Consider the following 24,356-nt stretch of genomic DNA (forward strand, 5'->3'; position numbering starts at 1 on the left):
GTACGTACGGCAATCGCCGGACGTAGCCGATCAAGATCAAAGAACGAATGGCCGCCGCGATCCTCCGGGGCCGGCCCGTGCTGACGATGATCGTCGGCAGCGGCTATCTCGGCGGGCGCATCGGAGCCCGCATGCGCGCGCTCGGCGACCGGACGGTGCTCTGCTCCCGTCGCCCCGCGGGTACGGCTGCGCAGTGGCACGAGCTGGACGTACGCGACGCGCGGGCCTGCCGGGAGACCGTACGCGACGTCGCGCCCGACGCCCTGGTCGTCGTGCACGGGCCCTCCGACATCACCTGGTGCGAGGCGCACCCCGAGGAGACGATGGCCGCCCACGAGGCCGGCGCCGCGAACCTCGCGGCGGCCGCCGGCGGCCGTCACATCCTGCTGATCTCGACCGACAACGTCTTCGCCGGCGACCGGCACAGCTACGGCGAGTCCGACGAGCCCGCGCCCGTCAACGCGTACGGCCGCGCCAAGCTCGCCGGCGAGCGGACCCTGCTCGACACCGGCACCGCGCTGGCGCTGCGCGTCAGCCTCGTCTACGGCTGGGACCCCGACGGGCACCGGCCCAACTACTTCACCACCTGCGTACGCGACCTGCGCGCCGGCCGTACGGTCGCCGCGCCCGCCGACCACTGGAACACCCCCGTCCTGGTGGACGACGTCGCCGCGTGGTCCGCCGCGCTGCTGCGCGCCGGGCGTACGGGCGTGCTCCACCTGGGCGGACCCGAGCGCCTGTCCCGCCACGAGTGGGCCGGCCGGATCGCCAAGGGCCTCGGACTGGACGACGCCCGGATCCGCCCGGCCGGCAAGGCCGGGACCGCGTACGCCTGCCGGCCCGACAACGCCTGCCTGCACAGCGAGCGGGCCGAGAGTCTGCCCGAACTCGCCGGGCTGCGGCCCGTGGACGTCGACGAGGGGACCCGCCGCCTGGCCGCGGCGGCGCTCGCCGGCGGAACGGCCGCCCCCGAACCTCGATCCGTGGAGGAATGAGAGTGAGCAAGCGCGTCTTCCTCGCCAGCAAGCGCGCGGTGGTCAGCTACGCCCCTGAGCCGGACACCGGCCAGCTGCGCGCGTGGCTCGCCCCCGGCGGCACCGGCAACGTGGTCGCCGAACAGGCCGGCTACCTGGACGTGGCCTGGATCGTCAGCGCGGACAGCGACGACGACCACCGGGCCGCCGTGGAGAACCCCGACGGCATGCGCATCGAGCTGCCCTCGGGGCGCGGCGTACGGCTCCACCAGCTGCGCCACGACCGCGAGACCTTCCGCGTCGTCCAGAACTTCCTGACCGCCGAGCTGATGTGGGCCGGCAACAACTACGGCTGGGACCGCTGGACCCGGCCATCCTTCGGCGCGGAGACCTATGCGGCCTGGGAGCGGTTCGGGGAGTTCACCGAGGACTTCGCCGCCGAGATGCTGCGTCGCTCGGCGGACGAGCCCGACCCGGTCTTCCTCGTCCACGACTACCAGCTCGTCTGCGTGCCGGCGCGGCTGCGGGCGCGGCGCCCGGACGCGCCGATCCTGTTGTTCGTGCACATCCCGTGGCCGTCCGCGGACTACTGGCGCATCCTGCCGCGGGCGATGCGGACCGGTGTGCTGGAGGGGATGCTCGCCGCCGACACGATCGGCTTCTTCGCCCGCCGCTGGAGCGCGAACTTCCTGGCCTCCGTCGCCGACCTGCTGCCCGACGCCGAGGTCGACGTCGCGGCGGGCACCGTACGGCGGAACGGCCACGTCACGAACGTGCGCACCCAGCCGCTCGGCTACAGCCCCGAGACGCTGCACCGCCGCGAGGCGCGGCTGCCCGACGGCATCGCCGAGTGGGCCGGCGACCGGCGGCTCGTCGTGCACTCCGGGCGTACCGACCCGATCAAGAACGGCGAGCGCGCGGTCCAGGCGTTCGTCCTGGCGGTCCAGGGGGACGAGCGGCTGCGCGACGTGCGGATGCTGGTGCGGATGAACCCCAACCGGCTCTACGTCGAGGCCAACGCCGAATACCAGCGGCGCGTGGAGAAGGCCGTCGCCGAGGCCAACGCCGAGCTGGGCCCCGACACCGTGCGCGTGCACTGCGACAACGAGGTCGGCCACACGTTCGGCTGCTTCGAACGGGCCGACCTGCTGGTGTTCAACTCGACCGTGGACGGCCAGAACCTCAGTGTCTTCGAGGCGCCGCTCGTCAACGAGCGCGACGCCGACGTCGTGCTCTCGGAGATGGCGGGCGCGGCCGAGATCCTCGCCCCGGTGTGCCGTACGGTCAACCCGTACGACCTCGTGGAGCAGGCCGACGCGATCGCCGCCGGTCTGCTGGCCCCGGCGGAGGAACGCGCCGAGGCGGCGCGCGCACGCCGGGAGACCGCGCGGCCGTGGACGCTGGAGGCGTGGGTCACCGAGCAGCTCGCGAGCCTGGACGTACGGTGATGGACGCCACCGACGCCCGGCGGTTCGCCTACTACGAGCTCGGTGACGCCGAGCTCGTCCACGGCGAGGGAGTGCGGGTCTGGGACACCGAGGACCATGAGTACCTCGACTGCGTGTCCGGCACGTTCAACCTCGTCCTGGGGCACAACCACCCCGCCGTGCTGGCCGCGGTCCGCGGCCAGCTCGACGACCTGGTGTTCGCCAGCTCGTCGTTCCGCACCTCCGCCACCGACGAGGTGATGCGGCTGCTCGTGGAGATGAGCCCGCCCGAGCTCACCCGCGTGAACCTCCGCAGCTCCGGAGGCTCCACGGCCAACGAGGGCGCCATCAAGATCGCACAGTGGCTCACCGGGAAGCGGGACGTCATCGTGCCCTTCCGCGGGCACGTGGGCCAGAGCATGGCCGCCACCAGCTACAACGGCACGTCGCGGATGCGCGCGCCGTTCCCGGCGCAGATGCCCGGCGCGCTGCACGTCCCCGGGCCGTACTGCTTCCGCTGCTTCTACCGGCAGACTCCGGACACCTGCGGCATGTGGTGCGTCGACCGGATCGAGGACTTCATCACGTACGCGAGCTCGGGCAGCGTCGCGGCGATGATCATCGAGCCGATCAGCGGGGTGGGCGGCAACGTCGTGCCGCCGCAGGGCTACCTGGAGGCGCTCAAGGAGTTCTGCGAGGAGCGCGAGATCATCCTGATCTTCGACGAGAACCAGACCGGGCTGGGCCGTACGGGCGAGCTGTTCGCCGCCGACCACTTCGCTGTGACGCCGCACGTCATGACACTGTCCAAGGGGCTGACCGGCAGCGGCTTCCCGCTCGCGGCGATCCTCACCGAGGAACGCCTGGTCGGCATGCCGCGCTCGATGCACGGGTTCACCTACGGCGGCCACACGCTGTCGGCGGCGGCCGCCGTGGCGACGCTGAACGAGGTGCGGAAGCCGGCGTTCCTCGCCGGGGTGCGCGCCTCGGGGACCGTGCTCCTGGACCGCCTCCGCGCGCTGCGGCCCGACTTCCCCTGCGTCGGCGACGCGCGCGGCGTCGGCCTCATGCTCGGCGTCGAGCTGGTCGAGCCCGACGGCGGCCCGTCGCCCCGGCTCGCCACCGCCCTCAACAAGGCGCTGACCGACCTGAGGGTGATCACGCGGGTGTCGGAGCACGGCCAGGGCAACGTCATCGAGCTGCGCCCGCCGCTGGTGCTGTCGGTCGAGGACGCGAACCTGGTCGCGGACCGCTTCGGCGAGGCGCTGGAGACGCTTTGACCCGGTCCCAGGAGACCGGACCGGCGACGCGGGAGACCGCGCCGACGAGCGTCGAGCTGACCCCGTCGGGGCCGCGGCTCTCCCACGGGCCGCCCCGGCGCCCCGACACCGCCGACGCCGTCCTGGTCGAGCCCGCGCTGGTCGGCGTCTGCCGCTCCGACCTCAAGGAGATCGGCGGACGCCGGCCCGGGCCCAGCCAGTTCGGGCATGAGCTGGTCGGCGTGGTGACGGACAGCTCGACGCCGCTGCTGCCGGCCGGATCACGGGTCTGCCTGGACCCGAACGTCCCGCTGGACCGCGGGACCGGCTTCGCCCGCCGGATGTGGGCGGGCGGCTCGCCCGGCGCGCTCGTACGGGCCCTCCCGGTCGCGCCGGCCGGGACGGGGGAGCGGCGCCTGGTCTTCGCCGAGCCGCTGGCCTGCGCCGCGCACTGCCTCACGATGGCCGGCCGCCACCTGCGCGCCGGCGGCCTGCGCGGCCTACGGGTGTGCGTGCTCGGCGCGGGGATGGCCGGCGTCCTGATCGCCCGCCTGGCCGAGACGGCCGGCGCCGAGGTGCTCATCGCGAACCGCGACGCCGACCGGCTGGACTTCCTCCGCGCGCGGGACATGCTCCCGTCGCTGGGCGGGGCGCGGCTCGGCGAGGCGGACCCGGGCCACGACGTCGTCGTGGTGGCGACCAGCTTCGTCCTGCCCGAACTCCTCGAACGCGCGCTTAACCTCCTACGCCGGGACGGGCTCGTGATGCTGTACGGCGGCACGGCCGCCGGCGACCGGCTGCCGGGCCTTTCCTGCGACCTGGACCGGGTGCGGCGGGCGGAGCTGGTGCGGGAGACGTCGTGGCGGGGCCGCCCGGTGCGGGTGGGAGGCAGCTACGGCACGACGAGCGAGGACTTCGCCGACGCGTTGCGCGTCCTGGCCGACACCCCCGACGGCCTGGGCGTGGAACGCCTGATCACCGCCGAGGTCTCACTGCCGGGCCTGCCCGACACCCTGCGCCGCCTGGCGTCGGACCGCCACCTCGGCAAGGTCCTGGTGCGCCCGTAACGCCTGCGTACGGAACGAAGGCGGGGACCCGCGCCGGCTCGGCGCGGGATCCGCCGGGCGGCGGACCCGTCCGGCGCGCTCGCGCGATCCGCGCACTCCGGTCGCGGCGCGGCGGCGGGCCGTACGGCGGCGGGGCCGGGCGCCTCGGGCGGCCCGGTGTTCGCGGACGTGGCCCTGCCGGCCCGGGACCGGTCGGGGTGCCGGCTGTGGCGGGGGGTCAGGGGGTGCCGACGAGGCGGAGGACGGCGGCGAGGCCGCGGGGCGTACGGGCGTCGCGTTCGGTCGGCAGCAGGTAGACCGGAAGGCCCGCGCGCACCGCCGCGCCGTCCTTCACCGGGTCGTCGCCGACGTAGAGGGTCCGGCCCGGCTCCGTGCCCAGCCGCGCGCATGCCAGCGCGAACAGGGCGGGGTCGGGCTTGGCGAGGCCGTGCTCGCAGGACAGGACGACCGCGTCCAGCGCGGCCAGCGCGCCCACCCGGCCGAACGCCGGCCGGATGTCCCAGCCGATGTTGCTCAGCACCCCGACCGGGACGTTCCTGCCGTGCAGCTCCTCCAGCACCGGCACCGTGTCCGGGTAGGGCCGCCACGCGCCAGGGTCGGTCAGGCACTCGTACAGCGCCTCGGTCAGCTCGGGCCCCAGGCCGGACTCGGCGATGAGCTTCGTCCAGATCGTCCGGTGCGCCTCCTGGGACAGGTCGCAGCCCTCACGGGCCGCGAAGCCCTCGGGGGAGTCCACGTGCGCGAGCGCCTGGCGGATGACCTCGCCGGCCGCCGCCTCGTCCAGCGACACCCCGTGCCGGGACGCGGCGGCGACGAGAGCCGGCGGGCCGAGCACCCCCGTGTCGTCGAACAGCGTCCCGGAGAAGTCGAACAGGACCGCTTCCACGCTCACTCCGTTCACGGCGACAGCATAAGGAACGCCTTCACTGACACAAGGCCGAAGGTGACCGCGACTACCGTCCGCCGCCGAACCGGCCGGTAGCGGCCATCGGCGCGTCATCGGCCATTGCCGTGAATCACCATCAACTCGTTTATAAACACCAGGCCAAGTGGTGACTGTTCCGAGGAGCCCGCCGCGGCGGGGGTCGGCGCGTGGCACCGCTGGATAGGCTGTCGCCGCGAGAGCAGGTCGAGCGGGTCAGGGGCAGAGGATGGCCGGGTTGGCCGGTGGACATTAACCGCAGCGTCCGCGTCTGGGGACTCCTGGCGGACGAGGCCCGCAGGCGCGGGGGGCCGCTCTCCGTCGGCGTGGCGTGCCACGCCGCGGCGCGGGTTCTCTCGGCCGAAGGGGTGTCGGTGGCGACGGTCGCACCCGGTGACGTCTACGTGTCGGTCTTCGCCACCAACGGCCTCGGGCGGCGGCTCGAAGAGCTCCAGTCCACGCTGGGAGAGGGGCCCGGTCTCCAGTCCTACGTCGACGGCGCGCCCGTCCTCACCTCCGACCTCGACACGGGCGACAAGCGCTGGCCGCTGTTCGGCTCGGGCGCGGTCGAGATGGGCGTACGGGCGCTGTTCGCCTTTCCCCTGCGGTCGGGAACCGTCTCGATCGGTGTGTTCGAAGTCCATCGCGGAGGGCCGGGGCCCATGACCCCGGTCGAACTCGGCGACGCCCTCGTGCTCGCCGACGTGATCTCGATCCTCCTGCTGTCCCCCGAGTCCTCCGGCGGCCGTGACTTCATCGACGACGCGATCTCCTCCGACCATCATGCCGAGGTCTACCAGGCCACCGGCATGGTGTCGGTGCATCTCGGCGTGAGCCTGGCCGACGCGCTCGCTCGCCTGCGGGGGTACGCCTTCGTCCATTCGCAGTCCATTTCCGCCGTCGCCCACGAGATCGTGCTGGGCCGCCTGCGGCTAGACGAAAGTGAGACCGATGACTGAGCCAGCGCACCGCGCACCACGGCGTCCGGTCGTTCAGGGGAGATGAGTGTGCGGACTCACGACGAGAGCCTTTCCGAGGTCTTCGCGGAACTCATACGCGGGGTCGGGGGCGCGCCTGTCACACAGGCGCTCGAACTCCTCACCCGCCGCAGTGTCGACCTGCTCGGCGTCTCCTCCGCAGGCATTCTCGTCGCCGACTTCCGCGGGGCGTACCGCATCCTGGCCTCCTCGGACGAGCAAGGCGACTTCGCCGAGTTCTTCCAGGCCCTCGAACGCGAGGGGCCGGCGGTCGAGGTGGTCGGCTCGGGCCGCGCGCTGACGGTCGACCTGAACCTCGCCGACGGCCGCTGGCCGAGCTTCACCCCGGCGGCCCGCGGGGCCGGGATCGCCTGGGTGCACGCGCTCCCGATCTCCCTCGACAGCATGACCGTCGGCGCGCTGATCCTCTTCCGCCTCAACACGGGCGGGGGCGTGCCGGACCACGCGCTCAGCGAGGTGCTGTGCGGCCTGGTCTCGATCGCCCTGGCCCAGGAACGGCCCGCCCGGCGGGCCGAGCGCCTGACGGAGCGCATCCAGCAGATCCTCAACGACCGCGGGCGCATCGAGCAGGTCAAGGGGATCATCGCGGCGCACATGGGCGTGCCCCCGGCGCAGGCGTACTCCGTGCTGATCCATCACGCGCGAGCCCACGACGTCCTCATCGTGCAGGTCGCCGGGGACGTGATCGGAGGCCGTACCGACCCGCTGGCCATGATCGCCGCCTGGCGTGAGAACGCGGAGTGACCCGGAGCTCACGGGTAGTATCGGAGCACCGAGAGTTCGTCGTGAGCGCAGGAAGTTCCGATCGCGTTCCGTTCCCGGCGCTGTGAGACAGCCGGGGCCGATCCTCGGCAAAGGGACCCTGTCACATGGAGGCTCTCGACCTTCTCACCGGGATCAGCCGCCTCATCTGTAACGCCATCGAGGGCGTCGACGGCTGCGGGATCACCCTGCTGTACGAGGGCGTGCCGCTGACCACGGCCTTCCCCGCCGAGCTGGCCGCCCTCGACGACGAGTTCCAGCGCACGGCCGGCGACGGCCCGTGCGTGGAGGCGCTCTGGAGCCAGTCGGTCGTGGAGTGCCGCGACCTCTCCGAAGAGCTCCGCTGGGGCGCGTACCCCGCCGCCGCGCTCGGCTGCGGAATGCGCTCGGTGCTCTCAGTTCCCGTGGACGCCCGCGCGGCGGGCCACGGCGCGCTCAACCTCTACTCCCGTACGGCCGCCGGCTTCGACGACGACGACCGCCGGGAGGCTCTGGAGTTCGCGGACGTCACCGCGACCGTACTGGCGGAGAGACGCAAGGACGACGCGTCCGGCATGGCCCGTGGGTGGCGCGAGTCGCTCGCACGCCGCACCGCCGTGGCCCAGGCGGTCGGCGTCTTGATGGCGCGCCGGGCGTGCGGCCGCGACGAGGCGTTCGAACTCCTGGTGGGGGCGAGCCGCGAGCGCGGCGAGGAGATCCACCTGACGGCGGCCCGGATCGGCGCGGGTTCAGCCGGGAGTTAGCGCACGGGTCAATCTCCTGTGCAGGGGCTTCGCGATGGACGTTCTTTTGTGTCTTGACCGCCGTGGTCAGGCGTTAGAGCCTGGCAGGAGTACGCCCCTCCGGGCGTACGTGGTCCGTCAGCTCCCGACGCTGTGAGGCGGTGGAGGCATGCCCGCGATCCCCCAGTTGCCGCTGTCGATCACTGAGACGTCCGGCGTCAGCGTCTGCGCCTTCCCCGCCGAGGTGGACGTGACCAACGCGGGCGCGATCCGCGATCAGTTGCTGCGGCTGCTCGACGACGGCGCGGGCCCGCTGATCCTGGACCTGTCGGCGACGCGGTTCTGCGACTGCGCGGGAGTGGGCGCCATCATGCGCGTCCGGCGCCGGGCCGCCGAGCGGCGCATGCGCCTGTGCGTCGTCCTGCCCTCAGGCGGTGCCGTCCGGCGGATCGCCGTGATGACGGGCCTCACGCGGCGGCTGCCGAGCGCAGGCAGCCTGAGCGCGGCGCACCGGGCACTCGGCACGCGCGCCGTCCTGGGGTGAACTCCGCGGTCGCCGGGAGCCGTGTTCCTTAGGAGCGACGGCGGGAGGCCGATGGTGGAGGACACTCCGTTCGACGGCTGGGCCGACCTGGGCGCCCAACGCCAGGCCGACGACGAGGCGCTGGTCCAGCGCTACGCCGCGGGGGAGGGCCGGGGCCAGGACATGCGCCCGGTACGCGGCTTCGTCCAGCACGTCCGCCGGGACATCGGCCCGAAGGGCGTGATCAGCCAGGTCCGTATGACGGTCCAGGACGGCGGCCACGAGATCTGCGTGTGGTTCTACTTTCCGCAGGACGGCCGCCCCGTACGCCCGCAGACGGCCAGCGTGACGGACGGCCGGCTGACCGCCACCGAACCGGCCCCGGGAGGCCTGGCGTCCCTGTCCCGTCCGTCCACCGCGGCCCCGCCGTCCCCGGTACGTGCTCCCTCGCCCCAGACGGCCCCGGGAACCGGGGGTACGGCCGGCGGCTCGGCGCCCTCGCAAGCCTGACCTGAGGCAGCGCCGCGCCGCGTCGGCTCGGCGGGCGCGGGAGCCGAGCCGAATATCCGGCATTCTCGCCGACTCTGAAACGGCTTTCCTGAAACGTATCAGCCGGGTAAGAACCCCCGTAACAGAGGCTCGGGCACGCCAGAGCCGATGCCTGTCCCGCCGCTGAGGTTCCGTCATACTATCCTTGCTCAGGCACGTCCCCGAGAAAGGAACACTTAGTGGCAACCAGGGTCATCATGGTAGATGATTTCGACGGTCATGACGCAGAGGACGTCTCCAAGCGTGATTTCGAGATCGCCGAGACGACCTACACCATCGACCTCGGTGATGAGAACTTCAAGAAACTGCAAGAGGCGATCGAGGTGCTCACGCCGTATCTTGAGAAGGCGAAGCGGGTGAAGCAGGCCGGTCGGGCTCGGCGCCCGGCCGACACGGCACCTCGCCTGCGCGGTTACTCTAACAGTGATGTGCGCGAATGGGCCCGGCAGGAAGGCGTCGAGGTCAGCTCACGGGGGAAGATCGGTGATGAGGTCTATGAAAAGTTCATAGCCGCTCATCCCGATGCCAACCCGGATGACTGACCGGCCCTAAGACAGTGCAGGAGACAATCAGATGGCACAGGAAACGATCGTCCGGCTCCTCGATGACATCGACGGCAAGCCGGCCGACGAGACGGTGACCTTTTCGCTTGACGGGATCACCTACGAAATCGATCTCAGAGCGAAAAACGCGGACAAGCTTCGCAAGGTGTTCGCACCGTACGTTGAGAAGGGGCGTAAGGCCGGTGCTCGCCGGGCCGGGCGCGGTGGCCGCGGAGGCGGCCGTACGGCGCACAACCGGGAGCGGGCGGCCGACATTCGCGGTTGGGCGAAGGAACACGGGATCACGATCAATGACCGTGGCCGGATTCCCGCCGAGATCGTGCAGGCATACGAGTCGAAGGACCCGGGCAGGGCGAAGAACGCGGGTGCGAAAGTCCCCCAGCCGAAGTTCCAGTCGGCCGGCCGCTGATCCGCGCGTACGACCCGCGTCGACGCGAGGAGCGCACGGCCGGGCCGGGCGGTGAGTGAGCGCCCGGTACGCGAATTTACCGAACCAAAAGAGAGTGACGGAGCCGCGGCGACCGCGGCTTGGGCTCGATGGGCCACCTCTTTGCCCGCGGGGGGCGGGGGCCGCGACCTTCGGAGAAACCGAATTGGCCGCGCGGCCCGTACGACGCGCGATGGCCGGCCGGCCATTCGCCTGTACGAGAGGCGGCCCGTCCGGCGCGGAAACGCAAGCGGCTCACTGCCGGAAACACCTCCCGGCAGGGGGCATCTCCTGCATAAACGACGGCCTGGTCTCGCGTGAGTCAACGCGAGACCAGGCCGTGAGTTTCGGCATCGCAGTGACGGGCTTGGACGCGGGAGAACGCCGCGCCCGCCGGGGATACGTATACCGGCCGACCGTTTCAACCCAGGTTCCGGGCCCCGTCAGAACGGCTTGGGCGGCCATTGAGAGCGATCAGGCCGGCGGCCTGTGCCGATGCCATTGCTACGGAACGTCGGCTGTTGTCGGGGTTTGCCGATATTTCCGGGCGTCGTGTCGCCGACTGAGTGGCCAGAACGCCACTGAAAATGCGGATTGTCATAAGAAATCACCCGGGGGGTCGTCAACACGGGCGGGCGAACGCGAATGCGAGAGTGCGCTGAGGAAGGGTGCCGGCGCGTCTCCAGTGCCGGCGTTCATTACGATCCAGATGGCCGGCGGCAGACGGGATCGAGACCGGTGGCGAGGGTGTCCACGTGGCCTTTCTTCCGGCCGGTACCGCGCGACCGGGCTCCACCGCCGCCCGGAACGGCGGCGTGCCCCGTGCGGATCGGTGCCCCGTGCGGGCCCGCGCCCCGTCTCGCCCGGCCGGTCCTCGGCCATGACGCCGCCGGCGGCCTCCGCCTCGCGCGTACCGCCGGAGTCGAGCAGGGCCCTGCGCCGGACCCGTACGGTCGCCGCCCCTAAACGGCAGTGACGCGCCGCCCCGGATCCACAGGCGGCGCGTCACCTCCGAAATGGCGTTAGTTAAGAACTCTCGGGTGGTAGGGGTGGAATTGGCTGCTCGCGCTGAGGCCGTACGTCAGAATTCGGTGGTCGGTGCCGTATCCGCCGCGCTGCTCATAGGCCCAATACGAGGAATGGTTCGGGTTGGCCCATCTCTGGAAAATGACGACATGACGGGTATTGCTGTCACCCGTCGAGTCGATGAGAAGGTCGCCCGTCGCCAGCGCGCTGAGCGGAATCGGCGTGCTGACCGACCGCGACGCGAGGCCGACCGTGTTGGTGCCCGGTGCCGGGAGGCCGAGGGCCATCGACGCGTAGCCCGAGCAGTCGGTGCGGTATCCGTTGTGGTAGGCGCCCTGGTTGTAGGGGATCCGCTGCGGGGTGTGCGGGTGCCAGGTCTCGGCACGGGCCATCACCTGCGGGCCCGTGATCGCCGGCAGGTGTGCGACGGCCGGCGCGGACGCCGAGGCCGGCGCCGAGGTCAACGTGAGTGGCGTGAACACCGCTGCGGCGGCCAATGCGAGCGCGCCAATGGACGAACGTGCAGACATGAGAGAACTCCTTCGCGGGGTCACATCCGTACGCGTTGCACGATAGGGGGCACGAAAGGGTTCCGCCATTACCTCAGTCGTTCAAAGGTGACCGGGTCGTCAGGTAATTTGCGACATTAATGACAAGCCATGACAACAATTTCTCAGCGGCGCGTGATGACGCGCGCGATGCCGGCGGCGATGGTCGTGGCGAGGATCCAGCCGCCCGAGACGAGGACGTAGGAGAACCACTGCTCCGCGCCGGCCGGGTTGAACGCGCTCTGCTGCCCCAGGTCGACGATCGGCAGCAGCAGGTCGAGCGTGTAGACGACGGGGTTGAAGTGCGGCGCCTCGCCGGCCTTCAGCGCCTGCGGCGGCGAGATCCCGTACAGCACGCTGCCGAGCGCCAGCAGCAGGGCCAGCCACAGCATCGCCCGCCAGGGCCGGTAGCCGTACCCCACGGTGACGTCCTGCAGCGCGCTCCAGAACCGGCCGACCGTCGTCTTACCCTCACGCTGGCGCAGCTCCCGGGCGTAGAGGACCCGGCGGCCCTCGACCGGCTGGCCCATCCGGGCATAGAGGTCGGCGAGCTGCTCGTACGGCTGGGGCGGGCAGCCGTCCGGGTCGCGGGACAGCCATTCGAGCCTGCGGCCGGCGGGCAGCCTCGGCTCCAGCGCCTCGTAGGTGAGCCCGTCGAGGTACAGCACGGCCGGCCAGCGGTCCGGGTCGTCGCGCAGCACGCCGATGCGGGCGTGGTGCAGCTCGACCGCGCCCTCGACCGCGGCCCGCAGGGTCAGCTCGCCGGCGCGCAGCGCCCGTCCGTCGAAGGCGACGCCTGACGGGTTGACCAGCCGGGCCTCGTGCAGGGTCAGGTGGCGCTCGATCCGGGCGCCGGTCAGCTTCACCCTGCCCTCGGCGGTCATGTACGGGCAGAACACGTCGGCGCCGACCTCGGTGCGCGACAGCCGCAGCGCCGTGTCGGAGGAGGACAACTCGGCCCGTACGAGCGAGATCCGCCCGCTGATCCGCGCGGTGCGGATCACCATGGAGCCGCGGGCGCGCAGCTCGTCCATCAGCAGCGCCTGGGCGCTCAGCCCGTCCGCGAACAGGGCCGTGCCGTCCACGCCGTCGGAGAGGCGGGCGCGTTCGAGGTTCAGCCGGCCGCCGATCTCGGTACCCGCCAGGCGGACCTGCCCGCCCGTCACGGTGAGCCCGGGGGCGTCCAGCTCGCCGAGGACGGCCCGGTCCAGGTTCAGCGCGGTGCCGCCGGGGTTGCTCAGGCCCGCCTCCGTCAGCGTCAGGTTGCCGCCGAGCCGCGCGCCGACCAGGCGCGTCTCGCCCTCGGCCGTGTAGCCGAGGTGGCACCACAGGCCCCCGCCGACGCTCAGGCCGCCTCCGCCGAGCGCGGTGCGGCCCGGATTGCGCAGGACGGAGCCGGACAGGTCGAACCAGCCCGCGATCCGGGCGTTGGTCACGCCGAACTCCCCGTCCACCACCGCGCGCCGGGCGATGAACCAGCCGTCGACGGACAGGTTCCGCGCGTCGAGGGCGACCGGCCCCGGGCCGCCCAGACGCGCGTCGTCCATGTTCAGGGAGCCGGTGAGCCGGGCGCCGCGTATCCGGACCAGGCCGTCCGCGGTGAAGCCCTCGTTGCACTCGACGTTGCCGTCCACGGCGAGCCCGTCGGCCGCGACCGCCAGGCCGTCGGGGTCGCTTCCCACCGTGGCCCCGCGCAGCGTCACCTCGCCGGTGACCTTCGCCCGGTCGAGCCGGAGCCCCTCGGTGATCCGGCTGCGGAAGAAGTTGAGGATGCCGTCCGCCCGCATCCGCGCGCCGTTGAAGGACGGCAGGCGGCTGCCGACGACGCGCACCGTCTTGGTCGTCGACTCGACGAAGCGCAGCGGCTCCTCGAAGTAACAGTCCTCGCACACCAGGGCGTACCCGACCGTGGCCCCCATCAGGTCCAGCCGCCCGGTCACCCGCGCCCCGCGCAGCCGTACCGCAGGGTGGCGTCCCGGCTCCAGGCCGCCCGCGCCGAGCAGGAGCGCCCGGATCGTCTTCGCCCCGACCGTACGCTCCGGGCCCCACGCGGCCCCGCCGTCGACGTCGTCCTCGTCCGGTTCGCCGGTACGCAGGTCGGCCCACCCACCGGACGGGAAGGCCTTCCAGAGCAGACTCTCGGCCTCGGTGGGCTCATCCGGCGTCACAGAGTCTCATCCTGGAGTGAACCACCGCGAAGCGCCACTACCCGGGGCGTACGAGCGTTACTTCGGGACGTTCAGGGTGTCGATGTTGGTGATCTTCCAGGCGCCGTGCTGCCGCGCCGCGTCGACGGCGAGCATCGCCGCCGCGTACGTCGCGTCCTTGCCGCCCGTCCGCGTGTTGCGCTGGTCGGCGAAAATGAGCAGCCGGGCCCGGTCGCCCTCGAGCATCTCGACGGCGCTGTCGGTGACCGTCGTGGTGAGCACGAGCTTCTGGGCCGGCGCCTGCTGACGCACCTGCGCGAGCATGCCGTCGTACTGGCCGACCGCCCGGCCGCTCAACAGGGTCGCCTCGGCCTGCTGCGTCTTCGCGGTGTCGGCGTAGTCGTAGGAGAACAGCGCGTTGACCGCGTCGGTGACCTGACCGGTGACCTCGCTCGTACGGGCCGGGTCGGTCAGCGCGACGTTGGCCGCGCCGGCCCGCCCGCGCACGGCGTCCGCCTCGTCGGCGAACCACACCGCCAGGCCGCCGAGCAGCACGGTCGCCAGGCCGAGGATGACGGGCAGGCGCCGGACCCGCGTGCCGCCGGTGAGGCGCTGGGGAAGGCGGAGCGAAGGCATTGGGGGAGTCCTCTCGGGAGTACGGGCTCAGCCGCCGTTGGCGGTGGTGCCGACCGGGGCCTGGCCGAGCGCGCTGAGCTTCCAGCCGGACGACGTACGGGTGAGCTGGGCCCGCATGCGGCTCTGCTTCGTCGTGGGCGCGCCGGTCGGTGGCGTGACCGTGATCTGCACGCCGACGATCACACCGGCCTTGCCGGTCCGGTCGTCCAGCTCGGTCACCGCGGCGTCCATGATCTTGGCGGTGGTGACCGTCTTGGCGAGCTGGACCTGCGAGGTGAACTGCGCGCGGCCCTGGACCAGCTCCTGGTGCAGGGCGCCGGTCGAGGACGCCTCCCAGGAGGCGAGCCCCTGGTCGACCTTGCGGTAGTCCAGGGTGTTCATGTTCTGCACGCCCTGCTCGGCGGCGCGCAGGACGGTGTCGCGGGTGCGGGAGTAGGCCAGCGAGTCGTCGTGCGCCGCGCTGTACCAGGACCAGCCGAAGTACGCCGCGCAGGCGCCCGCGAGGACGACCAGCACGGCAGCGGTCAGCAGCACCGGATCGGAGATCCGGGGCGACCTCGGGCGCCGCCGGTCCGTCGCCGTGACGTCCGCGTCCTCCTCGTCGGTCACCGTGTCCCCGGCGGGAGCCTCCTCGTCCTCGGCCGGCGCGTCCTCGGGCGCGGGCGTCTTCTCGTCCGTGACCGTGTCCCCGGCGGGGGTCGGCTCTTCGTCCGGTACCTCCTCCTCGGCGGCCGGGGCCTTCTCGTCCGTGACCGTCTCCTCGGCGGGGGCCGCCTCTTCGGCGGGTTCGGTCTCCGCGCCTTCCGTGGCCCGTTTCGCGGCCGTGGTCCGTGCCACCTGTGTCACCTCTCGCGTGCGGAAGGGGGAGTTATCTGGCGTGGATGTCGGCGATCCGCCAGTGGCCGCCGTCGAGCCGGGCGGACACCGAGAGTTGCGCCGCCGCGGACATGCCCTTGGGCTTGTCCTTGCGGACGATGATCTGGTCCAGGAAGACCAGGAGTTGCGCGGTACGGCCCGACAGCCGGACGACCCCGGCCCGTACGACATGGGTCGTCACCGTCAGGTGTTCGGCCGCCGCGTGCTCCTTGACCTGCGCGAACAGTGTCCGGTACTCACTCGCGGCGCTCCCGGTGAGGATCTCGGCGGCGGCCTGCTCGGTGGTCGCGGTGCTGTCCGGCGCGTACGAGAAGATCTTGCTGAGCCCGTTGCTGACGTCGCCGATCACGACCGAGGTCGCCTCGGTGTCGACCAGCGCCCGGTTGTCGCCCGCCCGGTCCGGCCGGCCTCGGTGCGCCAGCACCTGCAGCACCCCGCCGGCCAGCGCGAACAGCACGGCGACCGCCACCGCCCGCCGGAACCACCGGCCCGGCCGGGGCGCGTCCTCCTCGACCGGCCCGTCCTCCGAGGTCTCTGCCGTCTCCGCGGCCTCCGCGCCTTCCTCGGCCTCCGGGTCCGGTGCGTCCGGCTCGGCGTTCTCGGCTTCCGGTGCCTGCTCGGCGGTCTCCGGCTCTCCGGTGACGTTCACGTTCGCCTCCTTCTTACTTCGCGCCGACCGGCACCGCGGTGAGCGAGGTGAGTTTCCAGCCCGCCTTGGTACGGGCCAGCACGGCGGTGAACCGCTTGCGTTCCGTCCCGGCCGTGGCGAGCTTGACCTGCACCGTCGCGATGACCTGCGCCGTACCCGCTCGCGTGTCGAGCTCGGTCACCGCCAGGTCGGTGACCGTGCCCTCGGCGGAGGTGTGCGCCTGCGCGGCCTGCTGCCGGTTCTGTGCCGAGGTGCGCCGCAGCTCGTCGTGCAGCGCCCCGGTCGAGGCGTCCAGCCAGCGGTTCAGCCCGGCGTCGCCCTGACGAGGGTCGAGGGTGTTGAGCGTGGCGATCTCCTGCCGCCCGGCCCGCTGCACGTCGTCGCGGGCCTGCGCGAACCGTACGGACGAGGAGTGCGTGCTCTGCCGGTACGACCAGCCGGACCACGCGCAGAAGGCCACGGCCGCCACCACCAGGACTGCGCCGAGCAGCCGTCGTCTCACCGTCCCAGCCCCAGCAGGTCGCGCATGGACGCCTCGCCGGACGGCACCGAGGGCAGGCCGAGCGCCCCGGGCAGCGCCGCGCTCGAGGCGGCGGAACCGCCCGGCCGTATGGGATCCGGCACCCCGCCGCCGTACGGCGCGTTGGCCGAGCCGCGTACGTCGACGCCGCTGGAGGCGGGCATCCGGCACGCCGCGGCGGTGTTCAGCGGCGGCCCGGGCGTCGTCGTCAGCCCGTTCCGGTAGGTGGTGCCGCCGTACCCCGTCGTGCAGGGGAGCGGAGAGAAGAACGTCAACGCCATGCCGAAGTCGACCCCGTGAGAGTTGATCGCCGTCGAGCCCGCCGCGACCACCTGCGGCAGGCGTACGAGGAGCTCCTCCAGGCCGCGCTGCCGGGTGAGCGTGAGGTCGGAGGTGGTGGTCAGGTTCGCGAGCAGCACGCTCAGGCTCGGGTCCAGGTCGCGCAGCAGCCCGCTGATCTCGCTCGCGGCGACCGGCGCGGTGGTGATGAGCCGCCGCAGGTCCGCGTCGGAGCGGTCGAGCTGCCCGGCGAGCAGCCGCGCGCCGCGTGCGAAGGACAGCAGCGCGTCGCCCTCCTCGCGCTGGGTCCGAAGGACCGTCTGCCCGTCGAAGATGAGCTGGTTCGTCTCGGGCGCGGCATCGTCGGCGGCGGCCGTGAGGTCGCTCGCGCTGTCCAGCAGCGTCTGGAGGTCCTCGCCGCGCCCCTGGAACGCCGTGCCGAACTCCTCCACCACGGTCCGCAGGGAGTTCAGCGGCACCGAGGAGGCCAGGTCGTTGACGTTGGTGAGCAGGTTCGTCACCGGGGGCGGGACCTGCGTGGCGCTGCGCGGGATGGTGCCGCCGTCGGCGAGGTACGGGCCGCCGCCACGCGACGGGCGCAGGTCGACGTACTCCTCGCCGACCGCCGACAGGTTGGCCACGACGGCCTGGAGGTCGGTCGGGATCCTCGGCGCGGAGTCGTCGATGTGCAGGTCGGCCCGTACGCCGGTCGCGGTCAGGTGCAGCGCGCCGACCCGCCCGACCGAGACGCCCCGGTAGGTCACGTCCGAGCCGGGGAACAGCCCGCCGGTCTCGGGCAGGTCCATCCCCACGACGTAGTAGCCGCGCAATCCGACGAGGCGCCCGAGGTCGGCGTAGCGGAACCCGATGTAGCCGATGACGAGCACGCCGATGATGAGGAAGGCGATGTTCTTCAGCCGGGTGCCGAGCGTGAGCATCAGCCACCCCCGTTGGAGACGGACGGCGTCGCCGTCGGTGAGACGGCGGGCGGTACGGACCCGGGCGGCGACGAGGCCGGCGGGGCGGAGCCCGGGGGCGTGGACCCCGGCGGCGAACCCGTGGAGCCCGGAGGCGGCGAGCCGGGAAGCGTCGTGCCGGCGGTCGGCGTGGAGCTCACCCCGCCCACGGGCGGCAGCGGGAACGGCATCGGCGCGGCCTTCGGGTTGCGGCGGGCGGCGGTCAGGTCCGCCGGCGGTGTGAGCGGCGGGATGACCGTCGTGCCGGGCACGGCGGTCACCGACAGGTAGATGTTGAGGTAGTCGCCCTTGATCCCCTTCAGCACCTCGTCGGTGAAGGGATAGGTCAGCAGCACCTGCAGCGACTGCGGCAGGTCGCGCCCGGCGTCGGCGAGGTTGCCCAGGACCGGCGCGAGCGACTGCAGGTCCGCGACCATGTCGGCCTTGCTCTTGTTGATCGTGCTGACCGCGACGCCGGAGAGGTTCTCCAGCGCCCGCAGCATCGTGACCAGCGAGCCGCGCTGCTCCTCCAGGATCTTCAGGCCGGGTCCGAGGTCGTCCAGGACGACGCCGATCTGCCGCTTGCGGGAGGCGAGCGTGGCCGAGAGCCGGTCCAGCCCGTCGATGGCGTCGGTGATGTCCTTGCGGTGGCCGTTGAGGTCCGAGACCAGGGTGTCGACGCGGCCCAGCATCTGCCGGATCTGCGGCTCGTTGCCGCCGAGCGCCTTGTTGAGCTCACTGGTGATCGTACGGAGCTGGGCGATGCCGCCGCCGTTCAGCAGCAGGGACAGGGCGCCGAACACCTCCTCGACCTCCGGGTCGCGGTTGGTCCGCGACATCGGGATCATCGAGCCGTCGGCGAGCGTGCCCTGGCCGCCGCCCGCCGGCGCGCTGAGCTGGATGTACTTCTCACCGAGCAGGCTGGACTGGGCGAGCTGGGCGTACGCGTCGGCGGGCAGGTGCACCTTGCCGTTGACCTGCATGACGACGCTCGCGGTCCAGCCGTTGCGCGGCAGAGTGATCGTGGAGACCCGGCCGACCGCAACGTCGTTGACCTTCACCGCCGCCTGCGGCACCAGGTCGTGGACGTTCGCGAACTCGGCGGTGACCTTGTACGGGTGGTCGCCCAGGTCGGCGCCGCCCGGCAGCGGCACGCCGTACACGCCGCCGAACCCGCCCGAACCGCAGCCCGCCAGCGTCATCGAGACGACGGCCAGGGCCGCCGGCCTCACGGCGCGCATCAGCGGCCACCCGTCCCGTACACGTCGCCCACCGGCGGCAGCGGCAGCGGCGGCAGGGAGGGCCGCCGGGACGAGGGCACCGGTGTCAGGCCGGCGGAGCCCTTCGCGTACTTCTCGCACAGCGAGGCGAGCTTCTTGGCGGCGCCGGTGAGGGAGCAGAGCCGGCCGCCGGCGGCCGGCGCCGAGGCGGTCGTGAGCGGACCGCCCATACTCAGCTCGTTGAGGTCACCGCGGCCGTCGAGGGTCTGGTTGACCGGGTCGTAGGCGTTCAGCACGTTGTCGGCGGCGAGCGGCGCGGTGTCCAGCACCTCGGCCAGGGACCGCCGCTGGTTCACCAGGATCTGCGTGATCGAGGCGAGCTTGGTGACGTTCGACTTCAGCCGCGCCCGGTTGTCGTGGATGAAGCGCTGGATCTCGCCGAGGGCGGTGGCGAGCTCCTGGAGCGCGGCGCCGAGGTTCTGCCGGTCGTCGGACAGGAAACCGGTCACCTGCGAGAGCTGCTGTTCGGCCAGGCGGACCTGCCCGTCGTTGGCCTTGAGCATCGTGGTGAACTTCTGCAGGTTCGTCAGGGTCGCGAACAGGTCGTTCTCCGAGCCGGACAGGGTCTTGGTCGCCTGCCCGAAGTCGTCGATCAGGTCGCCGATGTCCTTCCCGTTGCCGGCCAGGTTGGCGGCGCCGGCGTCCAGCGCGTCCGACAGCGCGCCCTTGCGGTTGGCGCCGTTCGGGCCGAGCGCGGTGGCGAGCCTGCTGATGCTCGCGTACAGCTGGTCGATCTCGACGGGCGTCGCGGTGCGCGTGGCCGGGATGACGGCGTGGTCGCGGAGGCGCGGGCCACTGGTGTAGGCGGGAGAGAGCTGGATGTAGCGGTCGGCGACGACGCTCGGCGCCACGGCGACGGCGACCGCGCCGGCCGGCACGGCCACGCCGTGGTCGATCGTCATCGTGACCCGCACCTGCCGGCCCTCGGGGCGAATGGAGTCGACCGTGCCCACTTTGACGCCGAGGACGCGCAGGTCCGAGCCGGAGTAGACGCCGACCGCCTGGCCGAAGTACGCGGTGACCCTCGTCCCGCTCTGCCACGTGAGCGCGACCAGCGCGCCGGTGAACATCAGGATCAGGACGAGCCCGCCCGCCATGATCGTGCGCCGGGACCGGATGGTGGGTCTGGACATCAGCGGCCGTCCTCCTGCTTCGGCGGCATGCACCCGGTCGCCGGCGGGGTGCCCGGCGGCAGATAGTCCTTGGGTATGACGCCGCACAGATAGCTGTCGAACCAGCGGCCGTTGCCGAGCGTGTTGCCGATCAACCGGTAGTACGGCCCGGCCACCGCGAGCGCGTGGTCGAGGCTGCCCTGGTTGCGCCGCAGCATCCCGGTCACCTGGTCCAGCGCGCGCAGCGTCGGGTCCAGCTGGGCCTGGTTGTCCTTGACCAGCCCGCTGAGCTGCGTGGACAGCTGCTGGGTGCCGGTCAGCAGCTCGTGGATGGCATACCTCCTGCGCCCGATCTCGCCGAGCAGCAGGTTGCCGTCGCGCAGCAGCGACTCGAAGTTCTCGTTCTGCCCGGCCAGGGTGGCGGTGATCTTGCGGGTGCCGGCCAGCAGCCGGGCGAGCCGCGCGTCGCGCGAGGAGATCGTCTTCGACAGCGCCGACAGGCCCTGGACCGCCGAGCGGACGTTCGGCGCGGTGTCGCGGAACGTGTCGGCGATCGTCTGGAGGCTCTGCCCGAGCTTGTCGGTGTCGAGCTCCCCGAACGTGGTGCCGAGCTGGTTGAACGCCTGGGTCACGTCGTACGGCGAGGTCGTACGGCTGACCGGGATGCGACGCGAGGGGTTCTGCGCGGCGGTGCCCAGCGGGTCCACCGCGAGGTACTTCTCGCCGAGCAACGTCTTGATCATGATCGAGGCCCGGGAGGCGTCGCCCACCCAGGTGTCCTTGACGCGGAAGGAGACCTTCACCCGCCCCCGGTCCAGGGACACCCCGGTGACCTTGCCGACCTTCACCCCGGCGACCCGTACCTCGTTGCCGGAGTGCAGGCCCGCCGACTCGGTGAAGTCCGCGTTGTAGGTCGTGCCGCCGCCGATGACGGGCAGGTCGTCGGCGGCGTACGCGGCCGAGCCCAGCCCGAGCAGGATCACCAGGCCGACCACGGCGACGGCGACGGGACTGCGTTCGCGGATCGGCTTCACGATGTGCACCTCGATTCGGTGACCGGGATGCCCGTCGGCGGCGGGCCGGGCGGCTCGGGGCCGTCCTGGTCCCAGGAGACCCCGGACACGGTGGCCTGGCAGAGATAGAGGTTCAGCCACGAGCCGTACGAGGCGATGCGCGCGATGGCGTTCATCTTGGCGGGCAGTCTCCGCACGAAGCCCTCGACGAGGGGCTGGTCGCGGTCGAGGTTGGACGACAGCCGCCCGAGGTCGCGGATGTCGCGGCGCAGCGGGTCACGGGCCAGGCCGAGGAGCCCGCCGGTGCTGGTCGTCAGGCCGGAGAGCGCGTCGATCGCCTCGCCGATCGGCTTGCGGTCGGCGGCGAACCCGTGCACGAGCTGCTGGAGCGTGGTGATGAGCTGGTCGAACCGGCCCTCGCGGGAGTTGACGGTCTCCACGACGGTCGTCAGGTTGTCGATCACCCGGCCGATCACCTGGTCCTTGCCCGCCAGCGTGCTCGTCAGCGAGCCGACCGTGGCGATGAGGTCGTCCACGGTCGTGCCCTCGCCCTGAAGCACCTGGATGATCTCCCCGGAGAGCTGGTTGACGTCCTTGGGGGACAGGGCCTGGAACAGCGGCTGGAAGCCGTTGAAGAGCTGGGTGAGGTTGAGCGCGGGCGCGGTCCGCTCCACCGGGATCGTGCCGCCCGGCCGCAGCGAGGCGCCGACCGCGCCGACGCCCTGGTCGAGCTCGACGTAACGCTGCCCGACGAGGTTGAGGTACTTGATCGACGCGGTGACCGAGCCGGGCAGCGTGCGGCCCGACACCACCGAGAACCGCACCCGGGCCAGCCGCCGGTTCGTCACGGCGATGTGCTCGACCTGGCCGACGCGCACCCCGGCGATGCGCACGCTGTCCCCGGTGTTCAGCCCGGTCACGTCGGTGAAGGTGGCGTTGTAGGCCGCGGTGCGGCCGACGCCGGTGCCGGCGATGCTGAGCGCCAGGACCGCGGTGGCCAGCGTCGTGACGACGATGAACACGGCCGACTTGGCCAGCGGCCCGGCGATGCTCTTGCGCCTCACTTGACCGTCACCTCCGTGCCCCGGTAGATCGGGCCGACCAGCACGCTGCTCCAGTCGGGCAGGGTCTTCGACGGCGATGTCGCGGTGGGCGTCAGCAACTCGTTGACCAGGTCGTTCTCGCCGGGGGAGTTGGCCACCCCGAGGCCGCCCGCGCCCGGCCGGTACGGCACGGAGTAGCAGCGCGGCCCGCCGCCGGCGGTGTAGGCGGGCGTGTCGCGGCCGGGAACGTACTTGCCCAGCGACGGCACCGCGTGCAGGGTCACGTGCAGGCCGTGCCGGTCGGTGCCCTTGCCGAGCGCGCGGTCCATCGTGGGCACGAAGTCACTCAGCATCTTCAGCGTGCAGGGGAACGACGGCGAGTAGCGTGCCAGCTTCTCCAGCGTCGGCCGGCTGTCGGCGGACAGCCGGATGATGTTGCCGGAGTTGCGCCGCAGGAAGTCGGCGATGTCGTTCGAGGAGTCGGTGACCGAGTCGTACAGCGCGCCGAGGTTCTCGCGCTGGTCGACGATGGTGCGGCTGGTCGTGGTGAAGTCCGTGAGCGCCTGCACGATGTCCGGCGCGGCCTGGTCGTACTCCCGGGTGACCCGCACGAGCTCCTCGATGTCGCGGTTCAGCGCGGGCAGCTGCGGGTTCAGCTTGCCGAGGTAGTCGTTGAAACGCACCATCGTCTGGCCGAGCTCCTCGCCGCGCCCGTCCAGCGCCTGGGCGAGCGCGGTCAGCGTGGCCGACAGCTTCTCGGGCTTGACCGCGGTCAGCAGCGGAAGGACGTTCTGCAGCACCTTCTCCAGCTCGATCGCGTTGGCGCTGCGGTCCTGCCCGATCACGTCGCCGGCGGAGAGCGCCACCGGCAGTGGGTCGGGCGGCGGGATGAGGGCGACGTACCGCTCGCCGAACAGCGTCGTCGGCAGCATCTGCGCGGTGACGTTCCGCGGGAGGTCCTTCATCGCCCCGGGCTGGAGCGCCAGCCGCAGCCGGGCGCCGGACCCGTCGGCGGTGATGTCGCGGACCTCGCCGACGACCCGTCCGCGCAGCTTCACGTCCGCGTGCGGATGCATCTCGTTGCCGACGCTGCTCGTACGCAGCGTCACCATGGCGGCGTCGCTGAAGCGTTTCTGGTAGACCGCGATCGACAGCCAGACCAGCAGGCAGAGGACGAGCAGGAAGGCCAGCCCGGTCAGCCGCCGCCGTGCCTTGACCCCGGGCGGGTCCTCGACGCTGATCATCCGGCCACCTTCACGGTGGTCGTCGCACCCCAGATCGCGAGGCTGAGGAAGAAGTCGGTAAGGCTGATCAGCACGATCGAGGTCCGTACGGCGCGGCCGACGGCGATGCCGACCCCGGCGGGACCACCCGAGGCGCGGTAGCCGTAGTAGCAGTGCGCCAGGATCACCATCACGCTGAAGATCAGCACCTTGCCGAACGACCAGAGTACGTCCACCGAGGCCAGGAACTGGCTGAAGTAGTGGTCGTACGTGCCGGCCGACTGCCCGTTGAACAGCACCGTGATCTCGCGCGAGGAGACGTAGGAGCTGAGCAGGCCGATGCCGTACAGCGGGACGATGGCGACCACGCCCGCCGCGATCCGCGTGGTGACGAGGTAGGGCAGGCTCGGCACGCCCATGCCCTCCAGCGCGTCGACCTCCTCGGAGATCCGCATCGCGCCGAGCTGCGCGGTGAACCCGGCGCCGACGGTCGCCGACAGGGCCAGCCCGGCGACGAGCGGCGCGATCTCGCGGGTGTTGAAGTACGCCGAGACGAAGCCGGTGAAGGCGGCCGTGCCGATCTGGTTGAGCGCGGCGTACCCCTGCAGGCCGACGACCGTGCCGGTGAACAGCGTCATCGCGATCATCACGCCGATGGTGCCGCCGATGACGCCGAGCGCCCCGCTGCCGAAGGTCACCTCGGCGAGCAGGCGGCGGATCTCCCGCAGGTAGCGCCGCAGCGCACGGGGCGTCCACAGCAGCGCGCGCACGTAGAACGTGAGCTGGTCCCCGAGGGTGTCCAGCCAGGACAGCCGCCGGTCGAGGTCGAGGCGGGGAACCGTCTTGAAGGCCACG

At 71.9% G+C, this 24,356-nt stretch carries 24 protein-coding genes and 1 pseudogene; 11 read left to right on the plus strand and 14 right to left on the minus strand.

Going from position 1 to position 24,356, the window contains the following annotated elements; all coding sequences use genetic code 11:
• Positions 1 to 47: 47 nt before the first annotated feature.
• From QWU11_RS34955 to QWU11_RS34970, 4 genes are read left to right on the plus strand one after another with little or no spacing between them, the layout of a single operon-like run.
• Positions 48 to 995: a sugar nucleotide-binding protein gene (locus tag QWU11_RS34955; RefSeq protein ID WP_290118782.1), complete on the plus strand. Its 948-nt coding sequence runs from the start codon at positions 48 to 50 to the stop codon at positions 993 to 995.
• A 2-nt stretch (positions 996 to 997) separates the two neighbouring features.
• On the plus strand, positions 998 to 2,422 hold the full coding sequence (locus tag QWU11_RS34960) for a trehalose-6-phosphate synthase (protein WP_290118783.1): 1,425 nt from the start codon (positions 998 to 1,000) through the stop codon (positions 2,420 to 2,422).
• Complete coding sequence (locus tag QWU11_RS34965) at positions 2,422 to 3,681, plus strand: aspartate aminotransferase family protein (protein WP_290118784.1); 1,260 nt, start codon at positions 2,422 to 2,424, stop codon at positions 3,679 to 3,681. Before QWU11_RS34960 ends, QWU11_RS34965 begins: the two co-directional genes overlap by 1 nt.
• Entirely contained in the window at positions 3,678 to 4,727 is a 1,050-nt protein-coding gene (locus tag QWU11_RS34970; protein WP_290118785.1) for an alcohol dehydrogenase catalytic domain-containing protein, read from the plus strand. Before QWU11_RS34965 ends, QWU11_RS34970 begins: the two co-directional genes overlap by 4 nt.
• Positions 4,728 to 4,944: 217 nt before the next feature.
• Here the strand turns inward: QWU11_RS34970 and QWU11_RS34975 are convergent, their stop codons facing one another.
• Positions 4,945 to 5,628 carry an HAD-IA family hydrolase gene (locus QWU11_RS34975; protein ID WP_290118786.1) on the minus strand — a complete coding sequence of 228 codons (684 nt, stop codon included), beginning with the start codon at positions 5,626 to 5,628 and terminating at the stop codon, positions 4,945 to 4,947.
• 266 nt (positions 5,629 to 5,894) lie between these two features.
• Here QWU11_RS34975 and QWU11_RS34980 point away from each other — a divergent pair, with 266 nt between their 5' ends.
• From QWU11_RS34980 to QWU11_RS35010, 7 genes and pseudogenes are all read left to right on the plus strand, one after another.
• Entirely contained in the window at positions 5,895 to 6,608 is a 714-nt protein-coding gene (locus QWU11_RS34980) for a GAF and ANTAR domain-containing protein (RefSeq protein ID WP_290118787.1), read from the plus strand.
• A gap of 48 nt (positions 6,609 to 6,656) precedes the next feature.
• A complete protein-coding gene (locus tag QWU11_RS34985) occupies positions 6,657 to 7,391 on the plus strand; it encodes a GAF and ANTAR domain-containing protein (protein WP_290118788.1) in 735 nt (244 codons plus the stop codon).
• A 125-nt stretch (positions 7,392 to 7,516) separates the two neighbouring features.
• Entirely contained in the window at positions 7,517 to 8,152 is a 636-nt protein-coding gene (locus QWU11_RS34990; protein ID WP_290118789.1) for a GAF and ANTAR domain-containing protein, read from the plus strand.
• Between the two features lie 148 nt (positions 8,153 to 8,300).
• On the plus strand, positions 8,301 to 8,675 hold the full coding sequence (locus QWU11_RS34995; RefSeq protein WP_290118790.1) for an STAS domain-containing protein: 375 nt from the start codon (positions 8,301 to 8,303) through the stop codon (positions 8,673 to 8,675).
• A 51-nt stretch (positions 8,676 to 8,726) separates the two neighbouring features.
• Positions 8,727 to 9,164 carry a hypothetical protein gene (locus QWU11_RS35000; protein ID WP_290118791.1) on the plus strand — a complete coding sequence of 146 codons (438 nt, stop codon included), beginning with the start codon at positions 8,727 to 8,729 and terminating at the stop codon, positions 9,162 to 9,164.
• A 218-nt stretch (positions 9,165 to 9,382) separates the two neighbouring features.
• The gene (locus QWU11_RS35005; RefSeq protein ID WP_290118792.1) at positions 9,383 to 9,745 is read left to right on the plus strand and encodes an Lsr2 family protein; all 363 of its coding nucleotides are present in this window, start codon (positions 9,383 to 9,385) and stop codon (positions 9,743 to 9,745) included.
• A 31-nt stretch (positions 9,746 to 9,776) separates the two neighbouring features.
• Positions 9,777 to 10,103, plus strand: a pseudogene (locus QWU11_RS35010) (Lsr2 family protein); the annotation flags it as partial.
• Positions 10,104 to 11,215: 1,112 nt separating this feature from the next.
• Here QWU11_RS35010 and QWU11_RS35015 read toward each other — a convergent pair.
• From QWU11_RS35015 to QWU11_RS35075, 13 genes are all read right to left on the minus strand, one after another.
• Complete coding sequence (locus QWU11_RS35015) at positions 11,216 to 11,749, minus strand: hypothetical protein (RefSeq protein ID WP_290118793.1); 534 nt, start codon at positions 11,747 to 11,749, stop codon at positions 11,216 to 11,218.
• A gap of 143 nt (positions 11,750 to 11,892) precedes the next feature.
• Positions 11,893 to 13,935, minus strand: coding sequence for a hypothetical protein (locus tag QWU11_RS35020; protein WP_290118794.1), 2,043 nt, complete (start codon positions 13,933 to 13,935; stop codon positions 11,893 to 11,895).
• 57 nt (positions 13,936 to 13,992) lie between these two features.
• Positions 13,993 to 14,550: a hypothetical protein gene (locus QWU11_RS35025; RefSeq protein ID WP_290118795.1), complete on the minus strand. Its 558-nt coding sequence runs from the start codon at positions 14,548 to 14,550 to the stop codon at positions 13,993 to 13,995.
• 27 nt (positions 14,551 to 14,577) lie between these two features.
• On the minus strand, positions 14,578 to 15,387 hold the full coding sequence (locus QWU11_RS35030; protein WP_290118796.1) for a hypothetical protein: 810 nt from the start codon (positions 15,385 to 15,387) through the stop codon (positions 14,578 to 14,580).
• A 31-nt stretch (positions 15,388 to 15,418) separates the two neighbouring features.
• The gene (locus tag QWU11_RS35035) at positions 15,419 to 16,075 is read right to left on the minus strand and encodes a hypothetical protein (RefSeq protein ID WP_290118797.1); all 657 of its coding nucleotides are present in this window, start codon (positions 16,073 to 16,075) and stop codon (positions 15,419 to 15,421) included.
• A gap of 13 nt (positions 16,076 to 16,088) precedes the next feature.
• On the minus strand, positions 16,089 to 16,577 hold the full coding sequence (locus QWU11_RS35040) for a hypothetical protein (RefSeq protein WP_290118798.1): 489 nt from the start codon (positions 16,575 to 16,577) through the stop codon (positions 16,089 to 16,091).
• Complete coding sequence (locus QWU11_RS35045) at positions 16,574 to 17,812, minus strand: MlaD family protein (protein WP_290118799.1); 1,239 nt, start codon at positions 17,810 to 17,812, stop codon at positions 16,574 to 16,576. Before QWU11_RS35045 ends, QWU11_RS35040 begins: the two co-directional genes overlap by 4 nt.
• Complete coding sequence (locus QWU11_RS35050; protein ID WP_290118800.1) at positions 17,812 to 19,071, minus strand: MCE family protein; 1,260 nt, start codon at positions 19,069 to 19,071, stop codon at positions 17,812 to 17,814. The genes QWU11_RS35045 and QWU11_RS35050 overlap by 1 nt, the downstream gene beginning before the upstream one ends.
• Positions 19,071 to 20,243 carry an MCE family protein gene (locus QWU11_RS35055; RefSeq protein WP_290118801.1) on the minus strand — a complete coding sequence of 391 codons (1,173 nt, stop codon included), beginning with the start codon at positions 20,241 to 20,243 and terminating at the stop codon, positions 19,071 to 19,073. Before QWU11_RS35055 ends, QWU11_RS35050 begins: the two co-directional genes overlap by 1 nt.
• On the minus strand, positions 20,243 to 21,256 hold the full coding sequence (locus QWU11_RS35060) for an MCE family protein (protein ID WP_290118802.1): 1,014 nt from the start codon (positions 21,254 to 21,256) through the stop codon (positions 20,243 to 20,245). Before QWU11_RS35060 ends, QWU11_RS35055 begins: the two co-directional genes overlap by 1 nt.
• A complete protein-coding gene (locus QWU11_RS35065) occupies positions 21,253 to 22,299 on the minus strand; it encodes an MCE family protein (protein WP_290118803.1) in 1,047 nt (348 codons plus the stop codon). The genes QWU11_RS35060 and QWU11_RS35065 overlap by 4 nt, the downstream gene beginning before the upstream one ends.
• Positions 22,296 to 23,522 carry an MCE family protein gene (locus tag QWU11_RS35070; RefSeq protein ID WP_290118804.1) on the minus strand — a complete coding sequence of 409 codons (1,227 nt, stop codon included), beginning with the start codon at positions 23,520 to 23,522 and terminating at the stop codon, positions 22,296 to 22,298. Before QWU11_RS35070 ends, QWU11_RS35065 begins: the two co-directional genes overlap by 4 nt.
• The gene (locus tag QWU11_RS35075; RefSeq protein ID WP_290118805.1) at positions 23,519 to 24,355 is read right to left on the minus strand and encodes an ABC transporter permease; all 837 of its coding nucleotides are present in this window, start codon (positions 24,353 to 24,355) and stop codon (positions 23,519 to 23,521) included. Before QWU11_RS35075 ends, QWU11_RS35070 begins: the two co-directional genes overlap by 4 nt.
• Position 24,356: the final 1 nt, after the last annotated feature.

It is taken from the genome of Actinomadura sp. DC4, assembly GCF_030406325.1.
In the GTDB taxonomy this organism is placed as follows: Bacteria; Actinomycetota; Actinomycetes; order Streptosporangiales; family Streptosporangiaceae; genus Actinoallomurus.

What these genes read in the sequence shown, in the direction of transcription:
- QWU11_RS35025 (WP_290118795.1), bottom strand. Translation starts at nt 14,550, where the DNA reads ATGCCTTCGCTCCGCCTTCCCCAGCGCCTCACCGGCGGCACGCGGGTC.
- QWU11_RS34965 (WP_290118784.1), top strand. Translation starts at nt 2,422, where the DNA reads ATGGACGCCACCGACGCCCGGCGGTTCGCCTACTACGAGCTCGGTGAC.
- QWU11_RS34995 (WP_290118790.1), top strand. Translation starts at nt 8,301, where the DNA reads ATGCCCGCGATCCCCCAGTTGCCGCTGTCGATCACTGAGACGTCCGGC.
- QWU11_RS35055 (WP_290118801.1), bottom strand. Translation starts at nt 20,243, where the DNA reads ATGTCCAGACCCACCATCCGGTCCCGGCGCACGATCATGGCGGGCGGG.
- QWU11_RS34990 (WP_290118789.1), top strand. Translation starts at nt 7,517, where the DNA reads ATGGAGGCTCTCGACCTTCTCACCGGGATCAGCCGCCTCATCTGTAAC.
- QWU11_RS35015 (WP_290118793.1), bottom strand. Translation starts at nt 11,749, where the DNA reads ATGTCTGCACGTTCGTCCATTGGCGCGCTCGCATTGGCCGCCGCAGCG.
- QWU11_RS34955 (WP_290118782.1), top strand. Translation starts at nt 48, where the DNA reads ATGGCCGCCGCGATCCTCCGGGGCCGGCCCGTGCTGACGATGATCGTC.
- QWU11_RS35050 (WP_290118800.1), bottom strand. Translation starts at nt 19,071, where the DNA reads ATGCGCGCCGTGAGGCCGGCGGCCCTGGCCGTCGTCTCGATGACGCTG.
- QWU11_RS35045 (WP_290118799.1), bottom strand. Translation starts at nt 17,812, where the DNA reads ATGCTCACGCTCGGCACCCGGCTGAAGAACATCGCCTTCCTCATCATC.
- QWU11_RS35000 (WP_290118791.1), top strand. Translation starts at nt 8,727, where the DNA reads ATGGTGGAGGACACTCCGTTCGACGGCTGGGCCGACCTGGGCGCCCAA.
- QWU11_RS35070 (WP_290118804.1), bottom strand. Translation starts at nt 23,522, where the DNA reads ATGATCAGCGTCGAGGACCCGCCCGGGGTCAAGGCACGGCGGCGGCTG.